The sequence below is a fragment of the Nocardia sp. CDC153 genome, from assembly GCF_035818515.1.
Lineage (GTDB): Bacteria > Actinomycetota > Actinomycetes > Mycobacteriales > Mycobacteriaceae > Nocardia.
On record NZ_JAYKYU010000002.1, the window covers coordinates 625,592 to 650,529 of the forward strand.

General features: G+C 67.3%; 24 protein-coding genes and 2 pseudogenes. 16 read left to right on the top strand and 10 right to left on the bottom strand.

Annotated elements, in window-relative coordinates; genetic code table 11:
• Entirely contained in the window at nucleotides 1–1,833 is a 1,833-nt protein-coding gene (locus VMT65_RS11195; protein ID WP_326308025.1) for a phosphoenolpyruvate carboxykinase (GTP), read from the bottom strand.
• Nucleotides 1,834–1,935: 102 nt separating this feature from the next.
• Nucleotides 1,936–2,256 carry an ArsR/SmtB family transcription factor gene (locus VMT65_RS11200; RefSeq protein ID WP_326309147.1) on the bottom strand — a complete coding sequence of 107 codons (321 nt, stop codon included), beginning with the start codon at nucleotides 2,254–2,256 and terminating at the stop codon, nucleotides 1,936–1,938.
• 87 nt (nucleotides 2,257–2,343) lie between these two features.
• Here VMT65_RS11200 and VMT65_RS11205 point away from each other — a divergent pair, with 87 nt between their 5' ends.
• Nucleotides 2,344–3,150 (top strand): alpha/beta fold hydrolase, encoded by an 807-nt coding sequence (locus VMT65_RS11205; RefSeq protein ID WP_326308026.1) that lies wholly within the window; start codon nucleotides 2,344–2,346, stop codon nucleotides 3,148–3,150.
• Between the two features lie 5 nt (nucleotides 3,151–3,155).
• Here VMT65_RS11205 and VMT65_RS11210 read toward each other — a convergent pair whose 3' ends face one another.
• Nucleotides 3,156–3,728 carry a TetR/AcrR family transcriptional regulator gene (locus tag VMT65_RS11210; RefSeq protein ID WP_326308028.1) on the bottom strand — a complete coding sequence of 191 codons (573 nt, stop codon included), beginning with the start codon at nucleotides 3,726–3,728 and terminating at the stop codon, nucleotides 3,156–3,158.
• Nucleotides 3,729–3,761: 33 nt separating this feature from the next.
• Nucleotides 3,762–4,856, bottom strand: a complete 1,095-nt coding sequence (locus VMT65_RS11215; RefSeq protein WP_326308029.1) for an agmatine deiminase family protein — start codon at nucleotides 4,854–4,856, stop codon at nucleotides 3,762–3,764.
• A 135-nt stretch (nucleotides 4,857–4,991) separates the two neighbouring features.
• On the opposite strand from VMT65_RS11215, the gene VMT65_RS11220 reads away from it, so the two are divergent.
• The 8 genes and pseudogenes from VMT65_RS11220 to VMT65_RS11260 all read left to right on the top strand — a co-directional run bounded on the left by VMT65_RS11220 (nucleotide 4,992) and on the right by VMT65_RS11260 (nucleotide 13,174).
• On the top strand, nucleotides 4,992–5,570 hold the full coding sequence (locus tag VMT65_RS11220; protein WP_326308030.1) for a TetR/AcrR family transcriptional regulator: 579 nt from the start codon (nucleotides 4,992–4,994) through the stop codon (nucleotides 5,568–5,570).
• Nucleotides 5,571–5,658: 88 nt separating this feature from the next.
• The gene (locus VMT65_RS11225; RefSeq protein WP_326308031.1) at nucleotides 5,659–6,702 is read left to right on the top strand and encodes a medium chain dehydrogenase/reductase family protein; all 1,044 of its coding nucleotides are present in this window, start codon (nucleotides 5,659–5,661) and stop codon (nucleotides 6,700–6,702) included.
• 48 nt (nucleotides 6,703–6,750) lie between these two features.
• Nucleotides 6,751–8,021, top strand: a pseudogene (locus VMT65_RS11235) (carotenoid oxygenase family protein).
• Nucleotides 8,022–8,124: 103 nt separating this feature from the next.
• A complete protein-coding gene (locus tag VMT65_RS11240) occupies nucleotides 8,125–8,823 on the top strand; it encodes a hypothetical protein (protein ID WP_442790242.1) in 699 nt (232 codons plus the stop codon).
• Nucleotides 8,824–8,851: 28 nt separating this feature from the next.
• Nucleotides 8,852–9,436 (top strand): TetR/AcrR family transcriptional regulator, encoded by a 585-nt coding sequence (locus tag VMT65_RS11245; RefSeq protein WP_326308035.1) that lies wholly within the window; start codon nucleotides 8,852–8,854, stop codon nucleotides 9,434–9,436.
• Nucleotides 9,437–9,518: 82 nt separating this feature from the next.
• Nucleotides 9,519–10,904: an allophanate hydrolase gene (locus VMT65_RS11250; protein ID WP_326308037.1), complete on the top strand. Its 1,386-nt coding sequence runs from the start codon at nucleotides 9,519–9,521 to the stop codon at nucleotides 10,902–10,904.
• Nucleotides 10,901–11,599 (top strand): cysteine hydrolase family protein, encoded by a 699-nt coding sequence (locus VMT65_RS11255; RefSeq protein WP_326308038.1) that lies wholly within the window; start codon nucleotides 10,901–10,903, stop codon nucleotides 11,597–11,599. Before VMT65_RS11250 ends, VMT65_RS11255 begins: the two co-directional genes overlap by 4 nt.
• 12 nt (nucleotides 11,600–11,611) lie before the next feature.
• A complete protein-coding gene (locus VMT65_RS11260; RefSeq protein WP_326308039.1) occupies nucleotides 11,612–13,174 on the top strand; it encodes a regulator in 1,563 nt (520 codons plus the stop codon).
• Here the strand turns inward: VMT65_RS11260 and VMT65_RS11265 are convergent.
• Nucleotides 13,171–13,347: a DUF6374 family protein gene (locus VMT65_RS11265; protein WP_326308040.1), complete on the bottom strand. Its 177-nt coding sequence runs from the start codon at nucleotides 13,345–13,347 to the stop codon at nucleotides 13,171–13,173. The two genes, VMT65_RS11260 and VMT65_RS11265, sit on opposite strands and share 4 nt — an antisense overlap.
• Nucleotides 13,348–13,447: 100 nt before the next feature.
• On the opposite strand from VMT65_RS11265, the gene VMT65_RS11270 reads away from it, so the two are divergent.
• Entirely contained in the window at nucleotides 13,448–14,329 is an 882-nt protein-coding gene (locus VMT65_RS11270) for an RNA polymerase sigma-70 factor (protein ID WP_326308041.1), read from the top strand.
• A 7-nt stretch (nucleotides 14,330–14,336) separates the two neighbouring features.
• On the opposite strand, the gene VMT65_RS11275 is transcribed toward VMT65_RS11270, so the two are convergent.
• Nucleotides 14,337–15,098: an SDR family oxidoreductase gene (locus tag VMT65_RS11275; protein ID WP_326309148.1), complete on the bottom strand. Its 762-nt coding sequence runs from the start codon at nucleotides 15,096–15,098 to the stop codon at nucleotides 14,337–14,339.
• A 387-nt stretch (nucleotides 15,099–15,485) separates the two neighbouring features.
• Here VMT65_RS11275 and VMT65_RS11280 point away from each other — a divergent pair, with 387 nt between their 5' ends.
• Nucleotides 15,486–17,270 carry a glycosyltransferase family 2 protein gene (locus VMT65_RS11280; protein WP_326308042.1) on the top strand — a complete coding sequence of 595 codons (1,785 nt, stop codon included), beginning with the start codon at nucleotides 15,486–15,488 and terminating at the stop codon, nucleotides 17,268–17,270.
• Nucleotides 17,264–19,222: a galactose oxidase-like domain-containing protein gene (locus VMT65_RS11285; protein ID WP_326308043.1), complete on the top strand. Its 1,959-nt coding sequence runs from the start codon at nucleotides 17,264–17,266 to the stop codon at nucleotides 19,220–19,222. Before VMT65_RS11280 ends, VMT65_RS11285 begins: the two co-directional genes overlap by 7 nt.
• Nucleotides 19,223–19,231: 9 nt before the next feature.
• Here VMT65_RS11285 and VMT65_RS11290 read toward each other — a convergent pair whose 3' ends face one another.
• Nucleotides 19,232–20,212 carry a glycoside hydrolase family 6 protein gene (locus VMT65_RS11290; RefSeq protein WP_326308044.1) on the bottom strand — a complete coding sequence of 327 codons (981 nt, stop codon included), beginning with the start codon at nucleotides 20,210–20,212 and terminating at the stop codon, nucleotides 19,232–19,234.
• A gap of 144 nt (nucleotides 20,213–20,356) precedes the next feature.
• Entirely contained in the window at nucleotides 20,357–21,106 is a 750-nt protein-coding gene (locus VMT65_RS11295; RefSeq protein WP_326308045.1) for a TetR family transcriptional regulator, read from the bottom strand.
• Nucleotides 21,107–21,199: 93 nt separating this feature from the next.
• Here VMT65_RS11295 and VMT65_RS11300 point away from each other — a divergent pair, with 93 nt between their 5' ends.
• Genes VMT65_RS11300 through VMT65_RS11315 form a run of 4 tightly spaced genes read left to right on the top strand, consistent with a single transcriptional unit; the run spans nucleotide 21,200 to nucleotide 24,311 of the window.
• Nucleotides 21,200–22,327 (top strand): FAD-dependent monooxygenase, encoded by a 1,128-nt coding sequence (locus VMT65_RS11300; RefSeq protein WP_326308046.1) that lies wholly within the window; start codon nucleotides 21,200–21,202, stop codon nucleotides 22,325–22,327.
• A gap of 59 nt (nucleotides 22,328–22,386) precedes the next feature.
• Nucleotides 22,387–22,830, top strand: coding sequence for a hypothetical protein (locus VMT65_RS11305; RefSeq protein WP_326308047.1), 444 nt, complete (start codon nucleotides 22,387–22,389; stop codon nucleotides 22,828–22,830).
• Complete coding sequence (locus VMT65_RS11310) at nucleotides 22,818–23,129, top strand: transcriptional regulator (RefSeq protein WP_326308048.1); 312 nt, start codon at nucleotides 22,818–22,820, stop codon at nucleotides 23,127–23,129. Before VMT65_RS11305 ends, VMT65_RS11310 begins: the two co-directional genes overlap by 13 nt.
• Before the next feature lie 21 nt (nucleotides 23,130–23,150).
• Complete coding sequence (locus VMT65_RS11315) at nucleotides 23,151–24,311, top strand: cytochrome P450 (protein ID WP_326308049.1); 1,161 nt, start codon at nucleotides 23,151–23,153, stop codon at nucleotides 24,309–24,311.
• Between the two features lie 56 nt (nucleotides 24,312–24,367).
• Here the strand turns inward: VMT65_RS11315 and VMT65_RS38405 are convergent.
• Both VMT65_RS38405 and VMT65_RS11325 read right to left on the bottom strand, forming a co-directional pair.
• Nucleotides 24,368–24,535, bottom strand: a pseudogene (locus VMT65_RS38405) (transcriptional regulator); the annotation flags it as partial.
• Nucleotides 24,536–24,670: 135 nt separating this feature from the next.
• Nucleotides 24,671–24,886 carry a hypothetical protein gene (locus VMT65_RS11325; protein ID WP_326308050.1) on the bottom strand — a complete coding sequence of 72 codons (216 nt, stop codon included), beginning with the start codon at nucleotides 24,884–24,886 and terminating at the stop codon, nucleotides 24,671–24,673.
• Nucleotides 24,887–24,938 lie beyond the last annotated feature (52 nt).

Consider the following 24,938-nt stretch of genomic DNA (forward strand, 5'->3'; position numbering starts at 1 on the left):
TCAGAGCGCTTCGGCCAGACGGAGTTTCAGCGCCGCGAGCTGCGCGCGCAGCGCATCGGGCAGGCGGTTGCCGCCGATGGTGGCGTACCAGTCGTCTATGGATTCGATCTCGCGAACCCATTCGTCGACATCGACGGCGAGGGCGGCGTCGATGAGGCCGCGGTAGCCCTCGGCCAGACCGTCGAGATCGAGCGCATCGCCGGTGGGCACGAAACCGATGGGCGTGCGCTCGGCCTCAGCGGTCCCGTCCAGGCGTTCGAGCGCCCACTTCAGCACGCGCACATTGTCACCGAAGCCGGGCCACAGGAATTTGCCGTCGGCGCTGCGCCGGAACCAGTTGACCTGGAAGATCTTCGGCAGCTGCGCGCCCTGGCGCTCCCCCATGGCCAGCCAGTGCGCGAAGTAGTCGCCGACGTGATAGCCCAGGAACGGCAGCATGGCCATCGGGTCCCGGCGCACCACGCCGACCTGGCCCGCGGCGGCGGCCGTGGTCTCCGAGGACAGCACCGACGCGGTGAACACGCCGTGCGCCCAATCGAAGGATTCGGCGATCAGCGGAATGGTGGAGGCGCGGCGGCCGCCGAAGAACAGCGCCGAGATCGGCACGCCGCGCGGGTCGTTCCATTCCGGAGCCACCGACGGGCACTGCTCGATCGGGGTGCAGTAGCGCGAATTCGGGTGCGCGGCAGGGGTTCCTGACTCCGGTGTCCAATCGTTGCCACGCCAGTCGATCAGGTGGGCCGGGGGCTGGTCGGTCAGACCCTCCCACCAGATGTCGCCGTCGTCGGTGCGCGCGGTATTGGTGAAGATGGAGTTGCCCGCCTCGATGGTGGCGATGGCGTTCGGGTTGGTCTTCGCGCCCGTTCCCGGTGCGACACCGAAGAATCCGGCCTCCGGGTTGACCGCGTAGAGCCGCCCGTCGGCCCCGAATCGCATCCACGCGATATCGTCGCCGATCGTCTCGGCCTTCCAGCCGGGCAGCGTCGGTTCCAACATGGCCAGATTGGTCTTGCCGCACGAGGACGGGAACGCCGCGGCGATGTAGTGCGTCTTGCCCTGCGGCGAGGTCAGTTTCAGGATGAGCATATGCTCGGCCAGCCAGCCCTCGTCGCGCCCGAGCACCGAGGCGATGCGCAGCGCGAAGCACTTCTTGCCCAGCAGCGCGTTGCCGCCGTAGCCGGAGCCGTAGCTCCAGATGGTGCGGGTCTCGGGGAAGTGCGCGATGTACTTGGTCTTGTCGCACGGCCACGGCACGTCCGATTGGCCTTCGGTCAGCGGCGCGCCCACCGAGTGCAGACATTTGACGAATTCGGTTCCGTCGGTGAGCTTTTCCCACACCTGCGCACCCGAGCGGGTCATGATCCGCATCGACACGGCGACGTACTCCGAATCGGTGATCTGCACACCGTATTTCGGCTCGCCCGCATCCAGAGGCCCCATGCAGAACGCGATCACGTACATCGTCCGCCCCGCCATGGCCCCGCGATAGTGCTCGGTCATGACGGTCCGCATATCCACCGGATCCACCCAGTTGTTGGTCGGCCCGGCATCGCTCTCGCGCTCGGAACAGATGAACGTCCGATCCTCCACCCGCGCCACGTCATCGGGATCCGAGACGCACCAGAACGAGTTCGGCTTCGCCGGTAGCGGGACGAAGGTGCCCCTGGCCACGAGCTCGGCGGTGAGCCGATCCCATTCGTCGCGGGAACCGTCGCAGAAGACGATCCGCTCGGGCGCGGTCAACTCGGCGACCTCGGTGACCCAGGCCAGGATTCCCGGGTGATCGGTCGGGGCCGACACGGTTCCGACGGCGGCGACAGGACGTTCGGGCACGGCGAACCTCTCTTCATGAAATGACTAGGTGTTTATTTTAGAAAACATGCAAACAGGAAAGTCAATGGGTCCCCCCTTCGACGATCGACGGGGGGACCGCGGTCAGGCGGTGTGCTCGAGGGCCTCGCGCTGGCCGGTGACGACGCCGGTCAGGATCGCACGGGCCACCGCGAGCAGCTCGGCGACCTGCGGTGAGGTGAGAGCGTAGGTGACCGAAAGTCCTTCGCGGCGAGCGGTGACCAGTCCGGCGCGACGCAGGATGGACAACTGCTGGGAGAGGTTGGCGGCCTCCACGCCGATCTCGGCGAGCATCTCCGACACCGCGTGTTCGCGCTGACTCAACAGTTCGAGGACCCGGATGCGAACGGGGTGACCCAACGTCTTGAAGAAGTCCGCCTTCATTTGATACAGCGGCCGTTGCATTCCTGGCACAGTTGCAGAGTTTAGCAACCAGGACAATCAACTGGTACTTTCGGTCGTCCCTCGGACCGCCCGACAGAAGGATCGACCGTGCCCCTCGCCACCCTCAATGGGATTCGGATCAACTACGACGTGACCGGCAGCGGACCCCTGGTCGTGCTGGTCATGGGCACCGGCAGTCCGGGCCGGGTGTGGCGGACGTATCAGGTTCCGGCGCTGGTGAAGGCCGGTTTCCGGGTCGCCACCTTCGACAATCGCGGCATCGCGCCCTCGACGGAGAGCGCGCACGGCATGCGGATCGAGGATCTGGTCGCCGACACCGCCGCGCTCATCGAGCATCTCGGTGGGCCCGCGCATGTGGTCGGCACGTCGTTGGGTGCGCGTGTCACGCAGGAACTCGCCTTGGCGCGACCGGAATTGGTGCGCAAGGCGGTCATGTTGGCCACCACCGGTCGGCCGCATCCGTTGGCGGCGACGCTGAATCGGGGCGAGCGGGCATTGCAGGAGCAGGGCGTGAAGCTGCCGCCGGAGTACGCGGCGGCGATCAAGGCGATGCTCAATCTGTCCCCGCACACCCTCGAGGCCGACGATCAAGCCCAGCAGTGGCTCGACATCTTCGAGTACTCGGCCAGCGCGGAACCCTCGCCGGGCGTGCTGGCCCAGATGCGCCTGGACCGATCGGCCGATCGGCTCGCCGCCTACCGCGGCATCTCGGTCCCGTGCCTGGTGGTCGGCTTCGCCGACGACCGCATGCTCCCACCGGTTTTCGGCCGCGAGGTGGCCTCGGCGATTCCGGGCGCGCGCTTCGTCGAACTCGAAAAGTGCGGCCACTACGGGTATTTGGAACAGCCCGACGCCGTCAACCGCACGATCATCGAATTCCTGACCGCGGCCTGACGTGCTCACCCGCCGAGTTCGGCCTCGATCGCGCCCGTGAGTAATTGCCGGGCGCGGTCGAGGGTGAGGGAGCCGCTGTGCCAGCGTTCGCTCAAGCCTTCCACCAGGGCGGTGAGGCGTTCGGCGACGGCGGCGGTGTCGAGATCCACGGGGATGGAACCGTTTTCCTGGCCGTGCAGGATGAGGGTCTCCACATCGGAGGTCCAGGATTCGGTGCTGGTTCGGAGTGCTTCGCGCAGTTCGGGATTGAAGACCGCGCTGGCCCGGAGCTCACCCCAGGCGATGCTGTTCTCGCGAACCTCGTTGTCGTCCTGCAGTTCCAGCAGCAGCATGCGCTCGACCTGCGCGCGGGGATTGTCGAGATCGGCGAAGGCGCGATCGGTGTAGACCTCGGCGCGGTGGTTGATGTGTTCGAGCGCGGCGCGCAGGATGCCCGCGCGGTCCTTGAAGTGGTAGTAGATCAGGGCCGTGGACACCCCCGCGGCGGCGGCCAGTTTCTCGACCCGCAGTCCGCGGACTCCATCCTGCGCGATGACTCGGACGGCGGCTTCCAGGATCTGGGTCTGACGTTCTGACACGATTCCTCACTGTAGGGGTGCCCCGCGCACGGGTCAGTCGACGGGTTCCTGCTGGGTGGTGCAGTGGATGCCACCGCCTCCCGCGGCGACGGCGTCGATATTGATCTGCACCACCTGGCGATCGGGAAACAGGCGGGTCAAGGTGGCGTGGGCGGCGGAATCGGTCTCCGGATCACCGAATTCGGGGGCGATGACGCCGCCGTTGCAGACGTAGAAGTTGATGTATCCGGCGGCGAAGTCGTCGCCCGCGTCCTGGTACCGCAATTCCGAAGGGGCTTCGAGGGTTTCGACCTCGAGCGGGCGCCCCTGGGCGTCGGTGGCGTTGTGCAGGATGTCGAGGTGGCGGCGGGTCACGTCGTAGTCGAAGGACTCCTCGTTGTGGTCCAGGCCCGCGACCACGACGCCCGGGCGGGCGAAGCGCGCGTAGAAGTCGGTGTGCCCGTCGGTGATGTCGTGCCCGGCGATGCCCGGCAGCCAGATCACCTTCCTGATGCCCAGCAGATGCGCGAGCTCGGCCTCGACATCGCTCTTCTTCCAGCCCCGGTTCCGGTTGTTGTTCAGCACACAGGATTCGGTGATGATCGCGGTCCCCTCGCCGTCGACCTCCAGCCCGCCGCCCTCGAGCACCAGATCGGTGTGGACGGTCTCGACCCCGGCTCGGCCGTCGACGAAGGTGGCGACCTTGGCGTCGCGGCGATGCTGCTGTTTGCCGCCCCAGCCATTGAAGTTGAAGTCGACACCCGCCTTGGTGCCATTGCCCTTCACGAACACCGGGCCGGTGTCGCGCATCCACAGATCGTCGATCTCGGTGACGATGAGCTCGACCTTCGCACCGCCGAGCAGGCTGCGCGCCAGGTCGAGTTCCTGCTGGCGCACCAGCATCGACACCGGCTCGAAGCGGGCGATGGTGGTGGCGATGCGCGCCAGGTCCCGCTGCACCTGCGGCAGCAAGTCCCGGCCCCAAATGGCTTCGCTCGCACCGAAGGCCATCCAGGTGCGCTTGTGCGGCGCGCCCTCGTCCGGCATCACCCACGAGCGCCCGTCCCCCGGTTCGGCCGAGTCGCACCCCGTGAGCAACAGCCCGCCCAGGGTCCACATCCCGGATCGCATGAACCGGCGTCGTTCCATCTCACTGTCTCCTTGCTGAAGGTAGCCCGAACTATATTCCTGACTAAATTTTTAGTCAAGCACTGGGGCGCAGGTCACAGCGTTTTCGCGAGGGGGTCTTGCGGGATTTCGAAGAGTGAGTGTACAGTCACTCACATGACGAAACGAGCACTCTCCACATCGGATTCCCGCCGGGAGGCGGTGGTCGATGCGGCGATCGCGGAGTTCGCCAAGACCGGATACCACGGGACGCCGATCAGCACGGTGGCGACGAACGCGGGGATCTCGACCGCGTACGTGTTCAAGCTCTTCCCCAGCAAGGTGGAGCTTTTCGTGGCCGCGCTGGAGCGGTGCTTCGAACTCGTCCGGCAGTCCCTGGCAACGGGGGCCGCCCGGGTGAGCGACAACGACCCGGCGAAGATCCTGCACGAAATGGGCGGCGCGTACGCCGAACTCATCGCGGACAAGAGCCTGCTCCTGCTGCAGGTGCACGCGCTGTCCGCGGCGGATGTGCCGCAGATCGGCGATGCCATGCGGCGCGGACTCGGCCTGGTCACCGATTTCGCCAAGACCCGTTCCGGCGCAACGGATTCCGAGGTGCAGATGTTCATGGCCATCGGGCAGCTGTGCCACCTGGTCACCGCACTGGACCTCGGTCATCGCGAGGAACCCTGGGCGGCAACACTTTCCGAGGGGATTCGGCACGTCGATTCGCCCGCGGACGTCAGCAAGTAAGCAAACGAGCGAGCCCCGACTTCGGGGCTTTCTTTTGAACCATCGGGTGACTGACCAGTCACTCACCTATTTCGAAAGGATCGAGACAATGTCGATCAACGCCACCACCACCGCCCTGGAAATCGTGTTGCCCGGGCAGGTCGAGCCCGAGGGACTGCTCATCACCCATCGCGAACTCCCCGCGCCCGGCCGCGGGCAGGCGCTCGTGCGGGTCGAGGCCAGCGGGGTCTCCTTCGCCGAGCAGCAGATGCGTCGCGGCAAGTACTACGACCAGCCCGCCTACCCGTTCGTGCCCGGCTACGACCTGGTCGGCACCGTCGAGGCGGTCGGGCCCGAGGTCGAGGCCGGTCTGGTCGGGACCCGGGTCGCGGCACTGACCAAGATCGGCGGGTGGAGCAGCCACGTGCTCCTCGACGCGGCGGATCTGGTGGCGGTGCCCGCCGGGCTGGATCCCGCCGACGCGGAAACCTTTGTGGTGAACGGGATTACGGCCTGGCAGATGCTGCACCGGATCGCGCGGGTGCGGGCCGGGCAGACCGTGCTGGTGCACGGGGCCAATGGCGGGGTCGGGTCGACGCTGGTGCAGTTGGCGCGGCTGGCCGGGGCGCGGGTGATCGGGACGGCCTCGGCGCGCAATGCCGAGCGGGTGCGGGCGCTGGGCGCGGAGCCGGTGGACTATCGCGGCGATATCGTCGCGCAGGTGCGCGCGCTCGCGCCCGCGGGCGTGGACGCGGTGTTCGATCATGTGGGCGGGCCGGGCATCGTCGACTCGTTCGGGCTGCTGGCCGCGGGCGGGACGCTGGTCGCCTACGGGACCGCCGCCACCAAGGACGACGCGGGCAATTCCCGTCTGCCCGTACTGCTTCTGGTCGGTCGGCTGCTGCTGTGGAACGCGCTGCCCAACCGCCGCCGCACCCACTTCTACAACATCTGGGCGGGCAAGCGGCGGCTCGCGAAGTTCCGGTCGCAGCTCGCCGAGGATCTGAGCGCGGTCCTGGATCTGGCCGCCCGGGGACAGCTGACAGCGCAGGTCGGGGCGCGGTTCCCGCTGTCGCAGGCCGCGCAGGCGCTCGCCACCGCCGAATCCCATTCCGTCACCGGCAAAGTCGTGCTCGTCGCCGACGGCCGCTGATCGCAGACCCCTTTCCGCTCACCACCGCACCACCTGATGGAGATCCCGATGTTGTCCAAGCCCTACCTCACCGGCCACTACGAGCCCGTCCCGGACGAGACCACCGCCCACGATCTGACCGTGCGCGGCGCCATTCCCGCCGAGCTCGCGGGCCGCTACTTCCGCAACGGCCACAATCCGCGGCCCGGTGACGAACCCACGCACTGGTTCAAGGGCGCGGGCATGATTCACGGCTTGCGGCTGCGGGACGGCCGGGCCGAGTGGTATCGCAATCGCTGGGCACCCACATCATCGAGCACGCCGGGCGCATTCTGGCCTTGCAGGAGGCCAATCTGCCGTTCGAGATGACGCCGGAGCTGGACACGGTCGGCCCGTACGACTTCGGCGGCAGGCTGACCACCGCCATGACCGCGCATCCCAAGCAGGACCCGGTCACCGGGGAGCTGCACTTCTTCGCCTACTCCCCCATCGCGCCGCATCTGACCTATTACATCGCGTCCGCGGAGGGGGACGTCCGCCATCAGCGGGTGGTCGAGGGGGCGGGACCGTCGCTCATGCACGATTTCGGGATCACCGCGAATTATGTGGTGTGGCTGGACATGTCGGTGGTGTTCGATCCCGCCGAGACCTCGGGCATCCCCTACCGTTGGAGCGATGCCTACACCCCGCGCATCGGTCTGCTGCCGCGCTCGGGCACCGGCCCGGTCCGCTGGTACGAGGTCGATCCCGGTGCGCTGCTGCACGTTTCGAACACCTACGAGGACGCCGCCGGACGCGTCGTGGTAGAGGGTCCGCGTTTCGATCGTTCCGCCTGGGAGACCTCGTGGAAGTGGTGGATCGGCGCGCCCGGCCATCCGAGCACCCCGAATGGCGGCGCGCTCCAGTACCGCTACACCCTCGATCCGCATGGTGCCCGGGCCCGGGAGGAGCTGCTCGATGAGCTGATCACCGACTTCCCCACCATCAATGACGAGTTCCACGGCCGCCGCAATCGCTACAGCTATGCGGTCGCGTTCCCCGGCTCCGGCCACGACGGCATGGGAATCGTCAAGTACGACAACGACACCGGCGGCCGCGAGCTCGCCCGCACCGGCGCGGGTCGCGTTCCCGGCGAGGCGGTGTTCGTTCCCGCCGCGGACGCCAGCGGCGAGGACGACGGCTATCTGTTGACCCTGGTCGGGGACGGCCGCAGCGGAACGTCCGAGCTGCTGATCCTCGATGCCCACGACATCACCGCGGACCCGATCGCGGCGGTGGAGCTGCCGCGACGCGTGCCCGGCGGCATCCATGGCTCCTGGATCGCCGATCGCCGAATCTGATTCGGCCGAATTCGGCCGTCCCCCTGTCGGGGCGGCCGGGCGCGGGTCAGACTTGGATATGATCACCGCCCGCATTACCGCTGCTCTGGCCGCTGTCCTCGTGATGTCGGGAGCCCCCGTCGTCTCGGGGACCATGGCCGTCGGTCCGGACGCCGCGCCCGCCCGGGCATACGGCCCCGCGTCGTGCGTTCCGGGGAATCCCACCCAGCCCACCGGCGAGCTGTTCGCCACCACCAATACCGAGACCATCACCGATCCGGCCGATCCGCGGCTGTCCGATCCGCTGTCCCTGTTCGAACTCGAGGTGGATGCGACCGCCGCCACCGAGCTGGCGCTGCCGGTCGGCTCGCAACTGGTCGACGGAGTGTTCTGGTCCTCGGATTCGAACGCCATCACCTACGAGCGGTCCCGCCAGTTCCAGCTGGCCTGCACCGATTACAAGAATCTCTGCTGGGTCGCCGACGATCTGCGCGTGCGCCACAATCAGGAATCGGTGCTGACCTTCGAATATCTGCCCGGCGAGGACGCGCGCGCCAACGGCTTCACCGTCACCGTGCCCGGCATCGACCGCACCCGCTTCCACGATGCCCTGGTCGCCGATCCCGTGGTCCGCGACCGACTCGGCGGCGGCTCGATCACGCAGTCCGGTGACCTGATCCTGGTGGCCGACCGCGGCGATATGGATCTGGTCCGCACCTTCGTGACGGAACTGGGCGGTCAGTGGAATTCCAACTCGATTGCCTACGGCGATCGCGAATTCGTCCACTCCACCGGCACATCCGCCCTCGCATGCGCACTGTGAGGACCCCCGCGACGACTAGACTTCATACATGACGACCAGTAAGAACACGGTTGTCGGAATACGGGATCAGCTCGTGAATATCGCCTACGAGCTGTACACCCGAACCGGGGTGCGCGCGGTGACCGCCGACATGATCGCCCAACGGGCCGGTGTCGACAAACCCACGCTCTACAAATACTTTCCGACCCTGGACGAACTGGTCACCGCGGTGCTCGAGCGCCGCGAACGCCTGTGGACCTTCGGATTGATCGAGGAGCAGTCGCGCCTGCGCGGCACCACCCCGGAAGAACAGTTGCTCGCCATCTTCGACGTCTTCGACGAATGGATCGCGAGCGCCGATTTCGACGCCTGCCTGTTCATCAATGTCCTACTCGAAATGGGTGCCGACCACCCCCTCGGCCGCGCGGGCATCGAACACCTGCAAACAATCCGCGACATCGTCCACGCCCGCGCCGAACGAGCGGGCCTCGCCGACCCTGACAACTTCGCGCGCTGCTGGCACATCCTCATGAAGGGCGCGGTCATCGCCGCCGCCGAGGGCGACCGCCAAGCCGCCCGACGCGCGAAAGCCATGGCCGCGGAACTGATTCGACTGCACCGGCCATCAGGCTGATTCCAGCGCGACCAACCCTGCTCTAACACAGCGGATACACGGCGGGACCGTCGGCTTCACATGTCGTGTCGACAATCGACGGATGTTGAACCCTGGGCCCACCGTCGTCGAGATTCTGGCTTCGCACGAAAGTGGTAGTGGCTCACCGACGCAGACGGCGGTGCGGGTGGCGGACGCCATGGCGGCGCGGGGGGATGACGGGACGTGGATCACGGCCGTGCCGCGGGAGCAGTTGGTGGCCGCCGCCGGGGAGATCGAGCGGCGGCCGGGGGCTCGGACGTTGCCGCTGTATGGGGTTCCGTTCGGGGTGAAGGATTCCATCGATGTGGCGGGGTGGCCGACGACCTTGGCCTGTCCGGACTTCGCGTATGTGGCGACCGAGACCGCGCCCGCGGTGCAGCGGCTGCTGGATGCGGGGGCGCTGTTCGTGGGGAAGACGAATTTGGATCAGTTCGCGACGGGGCTCAATGGGACGCGGACGCCGTATCCGATTCCGCGCAGTGTGTTCGGGGGTGAATTGATTTGCGGGGGTTCGAGTTCCGGGTCGGCGCGGGCGGTGGCGTTGGGGCAGGTGGCGTTCTGTGTGGCGACGGATACGGCCGGGTCGGGGCGGGTGCCCGCGGCGCTCAATGGGATTCTGGGATGGAAGCCGTCGCGGGGGTTGATCAGTACGGTCGGGTTGGTTCCGGCGTGTAAGTCGTTGGACTGCTTGACGCTCATGGCGACGACCGTGGCCGATCTCGATCTCGTCTTCGACATTGTCGCCGGTGTCGACACCGACGATCCGTGGAGCCGCGAGCGCGGGCCGCGACACCGCGGCGGGCGGCTGCGAATCGGCTTGCCCGAGGCCGCCGAGCTGGAGTTCTTCGGGGACGAGGTGTTCCGGGCCGGGCATATGAATGTGCGCGACGGGTTGGCCCGGCGCGGATTCGACTGTGTGCCAACCACGCTCACGCCGTTCCTGGCGGCGGGCGAGCTGCTGTATCAGGGGCCGTGGGTGGCCGAGCGGCTGGTGGAGTTCGAGAGCTTCCTGGCCGCGCGACCGGATTCGATCCTGCCGGTCATTCGCGAAATCCTCACCGGCGGTTTCCGATTCACCGCCGTGGACGTTTTCCGGGCCCAGCAGCGGCTCCAGGAGCTCAAGGCGCAGGTCGCTCGCCTGTGGACGGACTTCGACGTGGTCGTGGTGCCCACCATCGGGACCACGTTCACCGTCGCGCAGGTGCAGGGCGATCCCATCGCCACCAACACCAGGCTCGGCCACTACACCCACTTCGGCAATCTCCTCGACCTCACCGCGATTTCGGTGCCCATGGGTACCGCGGCGGACGGCCGCCCGCTGGCGGTCATGGTGTTCGGCCCGGCGCTGGCCGACGACACCGTGCTCGCGGCGGCCGCCCGCCTGCTCGACGAGCCGCGCCAGGCCCTGGCGCAGGATTTCCGGCTCGCACAGAAGGAACGACAATGACGGCAGCCCACCACATTCCGGCCCAACCCGGCGACTTCACCTTCGATCCGACCACCGTGGCGCTGGTCGTCATCGATATGCAGCGCGACTTCCTGCTACCCGGCGGCTTCGGCGAGAGCCTCGGCAATGACGTGGGGCTGTTGCGCACCGTCATCGAACCCCTGGCCGCGCTGCTCGCCGCCGCCCGCGCGGCCGGCATCACCGTGATCCACACCCGCGAGGGTCACCTGCCCGACCTCTCCGACTGCCCGCCCGCGAAACTGGTGCGGGGCAATCCTTCCCAGCGCATCGGCGATCCCGGCCGCTTCGGTCGCATCCTGATCCGCGGCGAGTGCGGCCACGACATCGTCGACGAGCTCGCGCCGATCGACGGCGAGGTGGTGATCGACAAGCCCGGCAAGGGCGCGTTCTACGCCACCGACCTCTCGGATGTCCTGGCGCGCAACGGTATCCGCTCACTGCTCGTCACCGGCGTCACCACCGAGGTGTGCGTGCACACCACCGTCCGCGAGGCCAACGACCGCGGCTACGAGTGCCTGGTCGTCTCCGACTGTGTCGGTTCGTATTTCCCCGAGTTCCAGCGCGTCGGCCTGGCCATGATCGCCGCCCAGGGCGGCATCTTCGGCTGGGTCGCCGACTCCGCGGCCGTGATCGGCGCGCTCGATTCCGCCGTCTCCCCCACCCCGGCCCAGTGAACAGGAACTCCCATGGCCTCCGTCGATACCCAGCTGCCCGATGAAACCGGCGCTGCCGCACCGCTGCCGCTGCCGTGGTGGACCCGCGGCGATACCAATGCCTTCTTCGGCCTGTCGTTCAATATCCTCGTCAATGTCCTGACCCTGACCACGCTGTCGATCGCGGTGGTCAAGATTCCCAGCGCCGATGTGCTCGGCACGGTGCTGCCCGCGCTGGGTGTGGCGCTGGTGCTGGGCAATCTGTACTACATGATGCTGGCGCGCCGCCTGGCCCGGCGCGAGCAGCGCGCGACGGTGACCGCGCTGCCCTACGGGCCGAGCGTGCCGCACATGTTCATCGTGGTGTTCGTGGTCATGCTGCCCATCTACCTGAAGACCAACGACCCGATGCGGGCGTGGTCGGCGGGGTTGGCGTGGGCGTTCATGATCGGCGTGATCGTCATGATCGGCGCGTTCGTGGGCCCGTTCATCCGCCGGATCACGCCGCGCGCGGCCATGTTGGGCACGCTGGCCGGTATCTCCATCACCTTCATCGCCATGCGGCCCGCCGCGCAGATGTGGGAGGCGGCCTGGATCGGATTGCCGGTGCTGGCCATCATTCTCATCGGCTTCTTCACCGATGTGCGGCTGCCCGGCAATGTTCCGGTCGGCCTGGTGGCGCTGCTGGTCGGCACCGCCATCGGCTGGATCGGCGGCTACATGTCGGTGCCGGACGTGTCCAAGGCCGCGCACGATATCGCGCTCGGACTGCCGGACCTGCGGCTGCACCTGCTCTTCGACGGACTCTCGCATCTGGCCCCGCTGCTGGCCACCGCGATTCCCCTGGGCGTCTACAACTTCACCGAGGCCATGAGCAATGTGGAGAGCGCGGCCGCGGCGGGCGACAACTACAACCTGCGCAGTGTGCTGCTGGCCGACGGCTGCGGCGCGATCATCGGCTCCGGCTTCGGCTCACCGTTTCCGCCCGCGGTGTACATCGGACATCCGGGCTGGAAGGACGCGGGCGGGCGCACCGGCTACTCCCTGGCCAGTGGCGCGGTCATCGGATTGATGTGTCTGCTGGGGCTTTTCGGGGTGCTGGCCACCCTGCTGCCGATTCCGGCGATCGTTCCGATCCTGCTCTACATCGGTCTGCTGATCGGCGCGCAGGCATTCCAGGCGGTGCCGCGCCTGCACGCGGTGGCGGTGGTGGCCGCGCTGCTGCCGAATCTCGCGGAATGGGGTGTCGGTCAGATCGACAATGCGCTCAGCGCGGCGGGCACCACCGCCGACAAGGTCGGCATGGGCGCGCTGGGACAGGCCGGGGTGGTCTACGACGGGTTGAAGACGCTCGGCGACGGGGCGGTGCTGGCCGGTCTCGTGCTGGGCACCATGGTCACCTTCGTCCTCGAAAAACGGTTCCGCGCAGCCGCTCTCGCCTCGCTCGTCGGAGCCGCGCTGAGTTTCATCGGCCTGATCCACGCCGGCGAGGTCGCCTGGGCCGCCGCCCCGAAGGTCGCCCTCGGCTACCTGTTCTTCGGGCTGGTCTGCCTGGCCTGCTCGTTCCTGCGCGGCACCCGGCCCGCGCCCGCCTAGTCGAGGTGCTCGGTTTCCTCGAGGAAGATGCGCAGACCCTCGCGAATCTTGCCCGCCGCGTTCTCCAACTGCTCGGGCGAGAGGGCCTTGCCGAAGGCGGCGGCCTTGAGCAGTTGCCGCCGCACCTCCTCGAGGTTCATCGTCGCCCAGTCGCGTCGTGAGAGTTCCGGCATGGGCCGGTACGATACCTCGAGTAGAACGTTTGTTCGAGTGTCACGGATCGGGTACGTGTGGTGTCTTGTGGGTGAGAAGTTTCAGAGTCAGGAGGCACCCATGACCACCGCCGCGACCGACGCGTTCGTCGCACACCGGAATCTGCTGTTCACCGTCGCCTACGAGATGCTCGGGTCGGCGGCGGACGCGGAGGACGTGCTGCAGGAGACGTGGCTGCGCTGGGTCGGGGTGGATCTGGACACCGTCCTGGATCAGCGGGCCTATCTGGTGCGGATCACCACCCGGCAGGCGCTGGGCCGGTTGCGGACGCTGGGGCGGCGCAAGGAGTCGTATGTGGGCCAGTGGCTGCCCGAGCCGCTGCTGACCGCACCCGATGTGGCCGAGGATGTCGAACTGGCCGAAAGCGTTTCGATGGCCATGCTGCTGGTGCTCGAGACGCTGACGCCGACCGAGCGGGCGGTGTTCGTGCTGCGCGAGGTCTTCGATCTGCCCTACGAGGAGATCGCCGAGGCGGTCGACAAGACGCCCGCCGCGGTCCGGCAGATCGCCCACCGGGCCCGCGCTCATGTGGCGTCGCGTCGTCCGCGCGGGACGGTGTCGCCGGCGCAGTCGCGCGAGGTGCTCGACGCGTTCCATCGCGCGGTCGAGACCGGTGATCTGCAAACCCTGTTGGATCTGCTCGCGCCGGATGTGGTGGCGCTCGGCGACGGCGGCGGCATCCGCTCGGCGCTGCCGAAGCCGATCAATGGCGCGGACAAGGTGGCGCGGCTGCTCATCAAGGGCTGGCAGACCCTCGGGCCGGAGGTGGCCTTCGATACCACGGTGGTCAATGGCCATCCGGCGCTGGTGGTGCGGCGGCTCGGCGAGCTCGACACGGTCATGGCCCTGCGCATCGACGACGGGCTGATCACCGGCATCTACTCGGTGCGCAATCCGGAGAAGCACTCGCACATGGCCGAGGTGACCGCGCTGAGCCGGTGAATCACATTCAGCCGCGGCCGATGTAGGGCATGCCGGTGGCCATGATCGTCAGGAACGGCACGTTCACGTCCAACGGCAGTTCGACCTGCTGGGCCACGACCCGGGCCACATGCGCGGCATCCATCGTGGGTTCGGGCCGAATGCTCCCGTCGGCCTGCAACGAGCCCGAGGCGATCCCGGCGGTGAGTTCCGTTGCGGCATTGCCGATATCGATCTGCCCGGCCGCGATATTGTGCGCGCGACCCTCCAGCGCGAGTGCTTTCGTGAGCCCGGTGATGCCGTGCTTGCTGGCCGCGTACCCCACGGTGTGCGGCCGCGGCGTGTGCGCGGAGATGGAACCGTTGTTGATGATCCGCCCACCCCGCGGATCCTGGTTCTTCATCATCCGAAACGCCGCCTGCGCGCACAGGAACGCACCGGTGAGATTGACGTCCACGACCTGCTTCCACTCGTCGACGCTCACCTCGTCGATCGCCTTGGCGGGCCCGAAGATTCCGGCATTGTTGAACAACGCGTCCAGCCGTCCCCACCGCTGCGCGATATGGCCGAACAACGCGACCACCGCCGCCGCATCGGTCACATCGGCGACGTAGGCCTCCGCGGTCCCCGGCCCCGGCGCGGCCGCCACCGACTCCTCCAGCGTGGCGGCGGTACGGCCCACGGCGAGGACCTGATGCCCGGCAGCTGTCAGCGCGTGGGTCACGGCCCGGCCCAGCCCGGTACCCGCGCCGGTCACGAGAACGATCTTGGATGTGCTCACGGGAGCCAGCCTACCGGCCTCAGATATTCAACCGACCAGCCCGTATAGGCGCGGATCAGGGCGAACATTGCGAACGGTAATGAAACGGAATACCAAGCCACACCGAATATCCGAGCGTGTGGGTTCGGCAGCGTGGCCGATCGTGCTACATCAAGCGTGCACCTGTCCCGTAAACCTTTGCGGCCCAAACGGATCGATCGGCGCTCGACGCTTCTACCTGCTAATCTCTGGCAAGAGCGTTCGGCGTGGAGCGAAAGTTCGCGTGGTGGGGCCCGCTTCTGCAGGGGGGAAACGTTGCTGTCGGTGGATTTTTCGAGGGTCCCGCGGGGCCCGAGGGTTCGCAACCCACGTCGGGTCGACCCGAATGGTACCGAAGAATCTTACGGTGCACGGGATTTGGCGGCCGGACGGGCCGCCAAGGCGACGGTCACGGGTGAGATTCTCGACGGGTTCGGGGATGTGGTGTCGTTCCGGCATCTCGAGGGTCGGCGACGACGGCTGTTGACGGTCACGCTCTCGCTGGCCTCGGCGGGGCTCGGCGGCGGGTATGTGCTGTGGCTGGTCGACAACGGTCTCGGCGCGCAGGACAAGTACGAGCAGTTCGGGACCATCGCCATCATCATGGTGACGCTGGTGGTCACCGTCGAGGCGATTCGCTTCGCACTGGTGCTAGCCATGTCGCTGACGACGGCCCTGGCGCGCAAGCCGGTGCCCATCCGCGCCCGCGCGGGAATGAACGTGGCGCTGCTGATCACCTTCGTGCCGCGCAGCGAGGACATCGCGGTGCTGGAGCGAACCCTGCTGGCGGCCAAGGAGATCCGGCATCGCCATCCCGGTGTGTTCGATGTGTTCGTGCTCGACGAGGGCGATCCGGATCAGCCCGACAAGGTCGCCAAGCTGGTGGCCGCGGTCGACCGGCGGCACGGCAATCGGGTGCGGTATCTGACGCGCGCGGACCGGGCCGAATATCACCAGCGGAAGGGCCCGTTCGAAACCCGCACCAAATTCGGCAATATCAATGCCGGGCTGGACATGATTCGCGCCGACACGGATCTGCCGCGCTACGACGTGGTGATGGGCATCGACCCGGACCACACGCCGATGGCCGAGTTCGGGGAGCGGATGCTCGGCTATTTCAACGACCCGGACGTGGCGTATGTGGCCGGCCCGCAGGCGTATGCGAACGCCGAGGAGAATGTGGTGGCCAAGCTGGCCGAGAGCCAGCAGTTCGTCTTCCACAGCCTGATCCAGACCGCGGCCAATGCCCACGGCGCGCCCATGCTGGTGGGCACCAGCTACGCCATCCGCATGAGCGTGCTCAGCGCGATCGGCGGCATCCAGCCCTCCATCACCGAGGACATGGCGACGAGTTTCGCCATTCTGCCGCAACGCAATCCGGCGACCCGGCGGTACTGGAAGGGCGTCTACACCCCCGACCTGCTCGCGCACGGCGAGGGACCGGCGTCGTGGGGTGACTTCTACAAGCAGCAGAACCGTTGGGCGCGTGGGGCGATCGAGCACATGCTGTTCGGGCCGTTCGTGTGGCAGATGCTGCGCATGTGGCGGACCCCGGCGCGGATCGTGCACTACCTGCTGCTCATGGCGTTCTACCCGGTCATGGGGGCGGTGTGGCTGTTGGGCGCGGCGAATGTCGCCATCTTCAGCTGGTACGGCGTCAGTGGCGCGGTGGTGTCGCCGGACAGCTGGTTCCTGTTCTACGGCTGGGCGTCGGTCAGCCAGATGACGCTCTACACCTGGGTGCGCCGGCACAATGTGAGCCCGTACGAGACGACCAATTCGTGGGGCGTCTACGGCATGTTCATGAGTGTCATCACCGCGCCGGTGTACGCCAATTCGCTGGTCAAGTGTCTGCTGCGGCGGCCGGTCGGATTCGATGTCACGCCGAAGGGTGCCAAGAGCCGCGGCGACGGCTGGTTCACCTTTCGGCTGAATCTGCTTTGGCTGGTCTTCTACGTCACCGTCGCGGTGCTCACCACCGTGCGCGGCTGGGCGGCGGCGGCCACCCTCATGTGGCCGGTGTTCGGTGCGCTCATCTCGGCCGCGCCGATTCTGGTGTGGAAGCTGAATCCGCTCTTCGTGGCCTGGAACGCGCGCCGCAAGGCCGGTGCCACCGCGGCCCTCGTGGTGGTCGAGCCCGCCGAGGAGGAACGGGCGTGCTGAAGAAGACGCCGACCCGATTCGTCCGCTGGGTGGTCACGGCGGTGGTGGTCGGCACCCTCGCCATCGCGACCACCGCGACCGTGGCGGCGCTCTACCACCGGTTCCAGCACAATCGACTCATCAACTCCGACACCTACAAGGCGCAGTACGGCAAGTGGGAAGTCGTCACGCTACCGAAGGACATCGACGCCAACATCATTCACTCGGTGGTGCTGCCGACCGGAAAGGTGCTGTTGATCGCGGGCAGCGGCAACGACCACCACAATTCCGACAAGAGCATCTACAACTCGCTGATCTTCGATCCGGAGACGCGCACCGCCAAGCGGATCGACACCCCGGTGGATCTGTTCTGTTCGGACCAGGCGTTCCTGGCCGACGGCACCGTGCTGATCGCGGGCGGGACGGGCAGCTACGAGGTGCTGCCGGAGAATCTCACCCACGCGGGCGGGTACATGACCGTCCGCAACGAGGACCCCGACCACCCCGGATTCGTGCCCAAGGGAACGACTTTCACGGGCAAGGACAGCGGCAAGGTCTATCGCTCCGACCGCGATATCACCGTGCCGCCCGCGGTGAAGGACCCGGTCACCTACAAGGTCTCCGCGACCGACCGCAATGTGTACGTCTCGGCCGAGGCAACCGGCACCGACGGCGTATGGGATCACAACGACCACTACCTGATCGGCGGGCTCACCTACGCCCAGCAGCAGAACCTGTACGGGTTCGCGCCGGAGATGGCGTTGAAGAAGAAGGAATACCAGGGGATCGACGCCTCGTATCTGTTCAATCCGTGGACGGAGACCTACGAGGCGGTGGGCAGCATGAACTACGCCCGCTGGTATCCGACGCTGACCCGGCTCGCCGACGGGAAGGTCATGGTCACCTCCGGACTGGACGGGTCGGGGCGAATCCTGGACGGGCAGACCGAGATCTACGATCCGGCGACCAGGAAATGGGTGGAGCGCGACGATCTGCGCCGCAATCTGCCCACCTATCCGGCGGTGTTCCAGACCGCGACGCCGGGGCGGCTGTTCTTCAGCGGGCCGAGCACGGGGTGGGGTCCGGCCGAACAGTATCGCGATCCCGCGATCTGGAATCTGAACGACAACTCCTTCGATCTCGTTCCGGGGCTGCGGGATCCGAACATGCTCGAGACCGGGTCGTCGACGTGGCTGGGGCCGGTGCAGGATCAGCGGCTGCTCGTGGTCGGCGGTGGCGGCGTGGGTGATTCGGCGCTGTCGACCGGGCGCATCGACATCGTGGACTTGAAGGCGGCACAGCCGAAGTTCGAGCCCCTCGCGGTCCTGCCGCAGGGCACGCGGTATCCCAATCTGGTGCCGCTGCCCAGCGGGGACGTGTTCATCACCAACGGGGCCAATGACTATCGCGGGCGCGGGGCCAGTGACATTCTCGCCGCGTATCTACTCGATCAGCAGGGCGGGCTGCATCCCATGGCCGATCCGACCGTGGGCCGCGACTATCACTCGACGGCGGTGCTGCTGCCGTCCGGGCAGATCATGACCGAGGGGTCCAATCCGCTGTTCGCGGACAAGAAGAACACGCTGCCCGGCAAGTTCGAGCGGCGGATCGAAATCTATACGCCGCCTTACCTATACAAGTCGGACGGGAGCACGGTGGCGCGGCCGGTAATCACTGGTGGACCCGCCGAGATCCGGCGCGGTGAGACCTTCGACTATCAGGTGGGGAGCAGCCTGGCCACCGAGCCGGGGGCGGCCGACGTGAAGTCCATGCGCTTGCTGACCCCGGCGGCGATCACCCATGTCACCGACACCAATGAGCGGGTGATCGATCTGCCGGTGACGCATGCGGATTCCGGTCTGTCGGTGCGTGTTCCGGACAGCTCGGCCATCGCACCCGACGGCTATTACATGTTGTTCGCGGTGAATTCCGCCGGGGTGCCCAGCGTCGCGAAGTGGGTCCACCTCGGCTGAAACCCGGTGCTAGGACAGCTGATCGAGCAGCAGCTGTCGGTCGAACTCGCCCGCGGGCTGATCGCTGGTGCCGCAGCGGCCGTCGGACTGGCCGGGGGTCTTGATGAAGGCGTGCTCGACCAGGGCGTCGCGGTCGAAGCGGGTGCTGGGCAGCGTTCCGACCTTCTGGCCGTGCGGATTACACCAGTCGACCAGGGCGGCGGTGTTCGGCGCGCCATTGACCGAGCTGTCGATCATGACGTACAGCTGGTGGCCGTAGGCCTGCTCGATCCGGGCGGCGTAGGAGCGGATTTCGGCCTCGGGACGCCGGTTGGCCACATTGAGCGAGATTCCGGCCACGGGCTGGTTCGGGCTGATGGCGCGCAGGAGGTCCGCGACCCGGCCCGGGTCGACCCAGGTGCTGTTGCCGACATCGACGTAGACGGCGGTGGCCGGATTGTGTTGCAGCAGTTGCCCGTAGGCGAAGCCCAGCAGCGCGAGCCGCGTCGCCCGGTCGGCGTCGTTCATCTCGGTGGCGTGCGGGAGCGCGTCGGGCTCGAGGATCACGATGGCCGAATTGGTTCCGATCGTGTCGCTCACCCCCTGAATCCACTGCTTGTACGCGTCCGCGCCCGCCTGTCCCCCACCGGACTCGCCGTGCAGATCCCGGCCGGGAATCCCGTAGGCGACGAACATCGGAATCGACTCGGTCGTATGCGCCCGCGCGATGTCCTGGCGGATCGTCCCCACCGTCACGTCCAGATCCCGGGCCAGCCATTCGGCGACCGGAGTCCGCAGCAGCCGTTCGAGATTCGCCCGCACCCGCGCATCGGTGACGGTCGGCAGCGTGGCTCGCAGATCCGCGTAGTACTTGTCACTGGACTCGAGGAGGTACTCGCCACTCGCGGGAGCGTTGCGCGCGGGCGCGCTCACCGCGGAAGTCGAGGTGCCGGGTGCCGCCGACCCCACCGGCCCACGCCCACATCCGCCCAGCACCAGCGGCAATGCCACCGCGCACAGGGTCCCCATCCGGACGACCCGAGCCCGACCCCACCTCGATCGCCCTAGCCGCATGCCCAACAGTATGCCGGTCGCGCGGAAGAGATTCCGGACAGGGTGAGGACCGCCGGGTTCGCATTCTCACAATTTCCCGCATTAATGAGACTCGGTCGCGAGGTGGCGGTAGAGGGTGGCCCGTGAGACGCCGAATCGCGCGGCGATCTCGTCGATGCTGTGGTCACCGGAATCACGCAGGCGGCGGGCGGAACTGATCATGTCCTCGGTCATGGCTCCGGGTCGGCCGCGCCGGGTCGGGCTCGGGGTCGCGGTCGCCGACACCGGGCGGGCGGGTAGCGCGCCGCGCGAGGGCGGTGGCGTGCCCAGCAGTCGGCGCGCCCCGTCCAGGATGGCGGCGCGCAGCTGGTCGGCGGGCTCCTCGGCGAACCAGACGACCGGGTCGCTGAGGGCGGCGTAGAGCTGGGCGGCCCGGACCCGGTCGGCCAGTGCCGGATTCGGGCCGGTGATGAGTTCCTGCACCGCGAGGGCGAGATCGCGCAGCCGAGCAAAGGTCTCGGCGTCCTCCGACAGGGCCTGATCGCGCAGGTGGATGCGCAGCAATTGCCGGTGCGAGAGCCACACATCCAGCAGCCCCTCGATCACCGCCCAACACCTGACCCGCGGGTCCTCGATCGCGGCCGCGGCCTCGAGGACCGCCTCGCTCTCCATCAGCAGCGGCTGCACGAGTGCGGCCAGGATCTCCGACTTGCTCGGAAAGTGGTAGAGCACCGCGGTTTTCGTCAGCCCGACCCGGTCGGCTATCTCGCGCACCGACACCGCGTGCGCGCCGCGCTGGGCGAACAGCTCGAGCGAGGCGGTCAGGATGCGGGCGCGCGAATCATCGGTCACGGTTCCGATCCTACCCCTTGACTGACCAACGGTCAGGGGCTTATCGTCAAATCACCGACCAACGGTCAGTATTTTTGAGACAGGAATCCGATAATGAAGAACGAACGAATCCTCATCTCCGGCGCGGGCATCGCGGGCATCACCGCGGCGTATTGGCTGGCGCGCAATGGCTTCCGGCCCACCGTGGTGGAGCGCGCGGACACGCTGCGCAAGGGCGGCCAGGGCGTCGACATTCGCGACACCGCCATCGAGGTCGCCGAGGGCATGGGCATCATGCCGCGGGTCCGCGCCGCGGCCACCGACGTGATCGGCATGCGTTTCGTCGACGCGGCCGGAAACCAGACCGCGGGCGTGGACATGCGCAAGGCCAGGGAGCGCAATGCCTCTCGCGAGGTGGAGATCATGCGCGGCGATCTCGTCGGCATCCTGCACGACCACACCGCCGATCAGGTCGAGTACCGGTTCGGCGACTCCATTCGCGCACTCGAGCAGGACGCGCACGGCGTCACGGTCACCTTCGAGCACGCCCCCGCCGAGCGCTTCGACCTGGTCATCGGAGCCGACGGGCTGCACTCCCAGGTCCGTCGCCTGGCCTTCGGTCCCGAGGAGGCGCTGACTCGGCACATGGACCACTACTTCGCCTTCGGCAATGCCGATCCGGCGCTGGGCCCCGACCGCTGGGTCACCATCCACAACACCCCCGGCACCCTGACCGGCATCTACCGCTCGGGTAATCACCCGGATGCCAAGTCCTACTTCATGTTCCGCAGTCCACGGCTCCCCGTCGACCTGCGCGATCCCGCCACCGCGCGGACGCTGCTGAGCGACCGGTTCGCCGACAGCACCGCCTGGAACGTGCGGCCCCTGCTCGATGCCGCGCTCGCCGACCCGGACCTCTACTTCGACTCGCTGGCCCAGGTTCGCATGCGCGACTGGAGCACCGGCCGCATCGCGCTCATCGGCGACGCGGCGCACTGCGCCTCCCCGGTCTCCGGCGCGGGCGCGGAACTGGCGCTGGTCAGCGCGTATCGAATGGCCACCAGCCTGGTCGATGCGGACGGCGAGCACACCACCGCCTTCGCCCGCTACCACGATGCCCACCGCCCCCTGGTCACCCGCAAGCAGAAGCTCGGTCCGAATCTGCGCCTCATGATTCCGAAGACCCGGCCCGGCATCGCATTTCGCAATACCGTCACCCGCGCGGCGGCCCTCGTCGGGTGACTATCACCACCACAGAAACAGGTTTCCAATTGGAAACCTGTTTCTGTATGGTCGGATTCGTGACCGACAGACCGACACCGCAAGAAGCGCTCGATATCGTCTCCGCCACCACCCACAAGGCCCGGACCGCGCACCCGTTGCCGGTATGGCAGCCGCCGCTGGCGGGGATCATGGGGGCGGGCATGATCATCCTGCTCGGAGTGGGCAGGGACCGGGATGACGACCGGATCTGGCTCGCGGGTATCGGGGTGGGCGTGGCATTCCTCTTGATCATGTGCTGTCTGTGGGCGATTCAGCGCAGAAGAGGGATCGTGCCGCGGTACCTGGCGGAGCAACCCACGGAGGACTGGAAGCGGATCCTGCTGTACGGGGTGCCCCCGGTTGTCGTCACCTTTATGTCCGACCTCGGGACCGGTTGGGTGCACGTGGTGGTCGCCGTTGTCTTCGGCGGGATCATGTGGATCGGGTTCGCGCGGCAGCGGGCTGGCAAATGGCCGTACTGAACGAGCTGTTCGCCTCGCTGCCGCGGCTGAAGCTGGTGGCGTTCCTGGAGGGCTGCCACGAAGCGGAATTCGGGACGATCACCGAGTTGTGCGAGTTGAACAAGTCGACGCTGTCGAAGGCGATGACCGTGCTCGAGGACGCCGGATATCTGTCGGTGCGCAAGGGATATCTGGGGCGGAGGCCGAAGACCTGGCTCGGGCTGACCGAGGAGGGGCGGCTGGCCTATCGCGATCATCTCGCGGCGCTCACCGCGCTCACCCGCAGTGCCCGCGAGAATGCGGGCGAGACCGGCGCGTAATTTCTTTGGCAGACTTCACGTATGGCAGATCGCTGTCCGTTCACTACGGGAATCCACGATGTCGACGCGTTGCACGAGCGGTTGCGCACCACCGGGACGGGGGTGCATCGAGCCGAGTTGCCCGACGGGTCGCCGGTGTGGGTGATCACCGGATACGACACCGTGCGGCGATTCCTGGCCGACCCGAATGTGTCGGCGGCGAAGGCGGACAGCACCATGGGGTATCGGGGGAACAGTCTGCCGCCCGCCTTGGATGCCAACCTGCTGAACATGGACGGCGAGGATCACCGTCGCATTCGCCGGCTGGCGGCGGAAGCCTTTGCGCTGCCGCGGCATTCGGCGCAGGAGAAGGTCGTGGTCGATATCGTGACCGACCTCGTGGCCCAGCTGCCCGCGACGGGCGAGATCGATCTCATGGACGGCCTGTGCGAGCCGCTGCCGGTGCGGGTCACCGGTACACTGCTGGGCCTGTCCCCCGACCAGCTGCCCGCCTTCCGCGCCGCGTCCGCTCCCCTGCTGCGCGCCGACGAGTCGCATGAGCCCGAGGCCCTGCGGAATTCGATGCGGACGCTGCTCGGGTTGATCGCCGCGGCGATCGCCGCCAAGCGTGAGCAGCCCGGTCAGGATCTGCTCTCGGCGTGGATCGCCGCCACCGACGGCGACGACCGCCTCACCGAGGACGAGCTCATGAGCCTGGCCTTTGTGACCATTGTCGGCGGCTTCGAGAACACCATCGCCCTCACCTCCCTCGTCCTCGACGAGCTGGTCCGCCACCACCAATCCCAGGCCCGCGAATTACTGGACCGCCCAGCGGAATTCGACACCCTGATCCGCTCCCTCATCCGCACCTGCTCCCCCATGAACTACGCCATCCGCCGCTTCCCCCGCACCGACCTGGACATCAATGGCGTCCGAATCCCCCAGGGCCACACCGTCTTCGCCTCCATCCGCTCGGCCCACACCGACCCCGCCGCCCACTCCCGCCCCCACCTGACCTTCGGCCACGGCCGCCACTACTGTCTGGGCGCGGCCCTGGCCGAAATGCAAACCATCCACGCGGTCCGCGCAGTCCTCCAGAAATACCCACACCTGAGCCCCCTCGCCCCACGCGAGACCTACCGCCTCCGCTCCTCCTGGCTCACCTACGCCCTCGCCGAACTCACCCTCACCACGGCACCCTGACCCACATCAAGATCAGGGAGTTCTCCATACGGTGCTCGGCCGTCGAGCCATGAACCTCACTGACCCTCGTCCACATCGTCCGGCGGAATCTCGGGCAATCCTTCACTTTCCCGCAGTCTCTCGGCCATCGACGTCAGCAGATCCTGCGATTCCTGGGACAGGTCGAAGGCACGACTCGACAAACGGCGGAGTCCGGAACCCTGCTGCGCGACCGCGAGTAGGTCTTCGGCTGTGATCGGCGGCCCGACCCATCCGTCTTCGGCGACCGGTGCCCACGAGCCATCCGCGTATTGCAGCCAGGCGGCGGGCCGCTCGTCATTCAGGAGGGCCAGTACTCCTTCGATGGACACCGCACGGCCTCAGGTCGACTGCGGGGTCCGGGCAGTGGTGCTGCCGGGTGACACAGTGATCACGGTCGCCACAGCAAGCAGTTCCGCGGGAATGACATGATCGTCGAAATGCTCAGTGCTGGGAACGATTACGGCGTCGACGCCCAGACGGTCGATCGCGACCTGGGCCGGGTTCTCGGACACATCTTGCCGCAGGTAACCGATCGCAGATGGCAACAGACCCATAGTCACCACCCCCGCTCGAAGATGCGCAGGGCCGCAACGATAATCAGAAGAA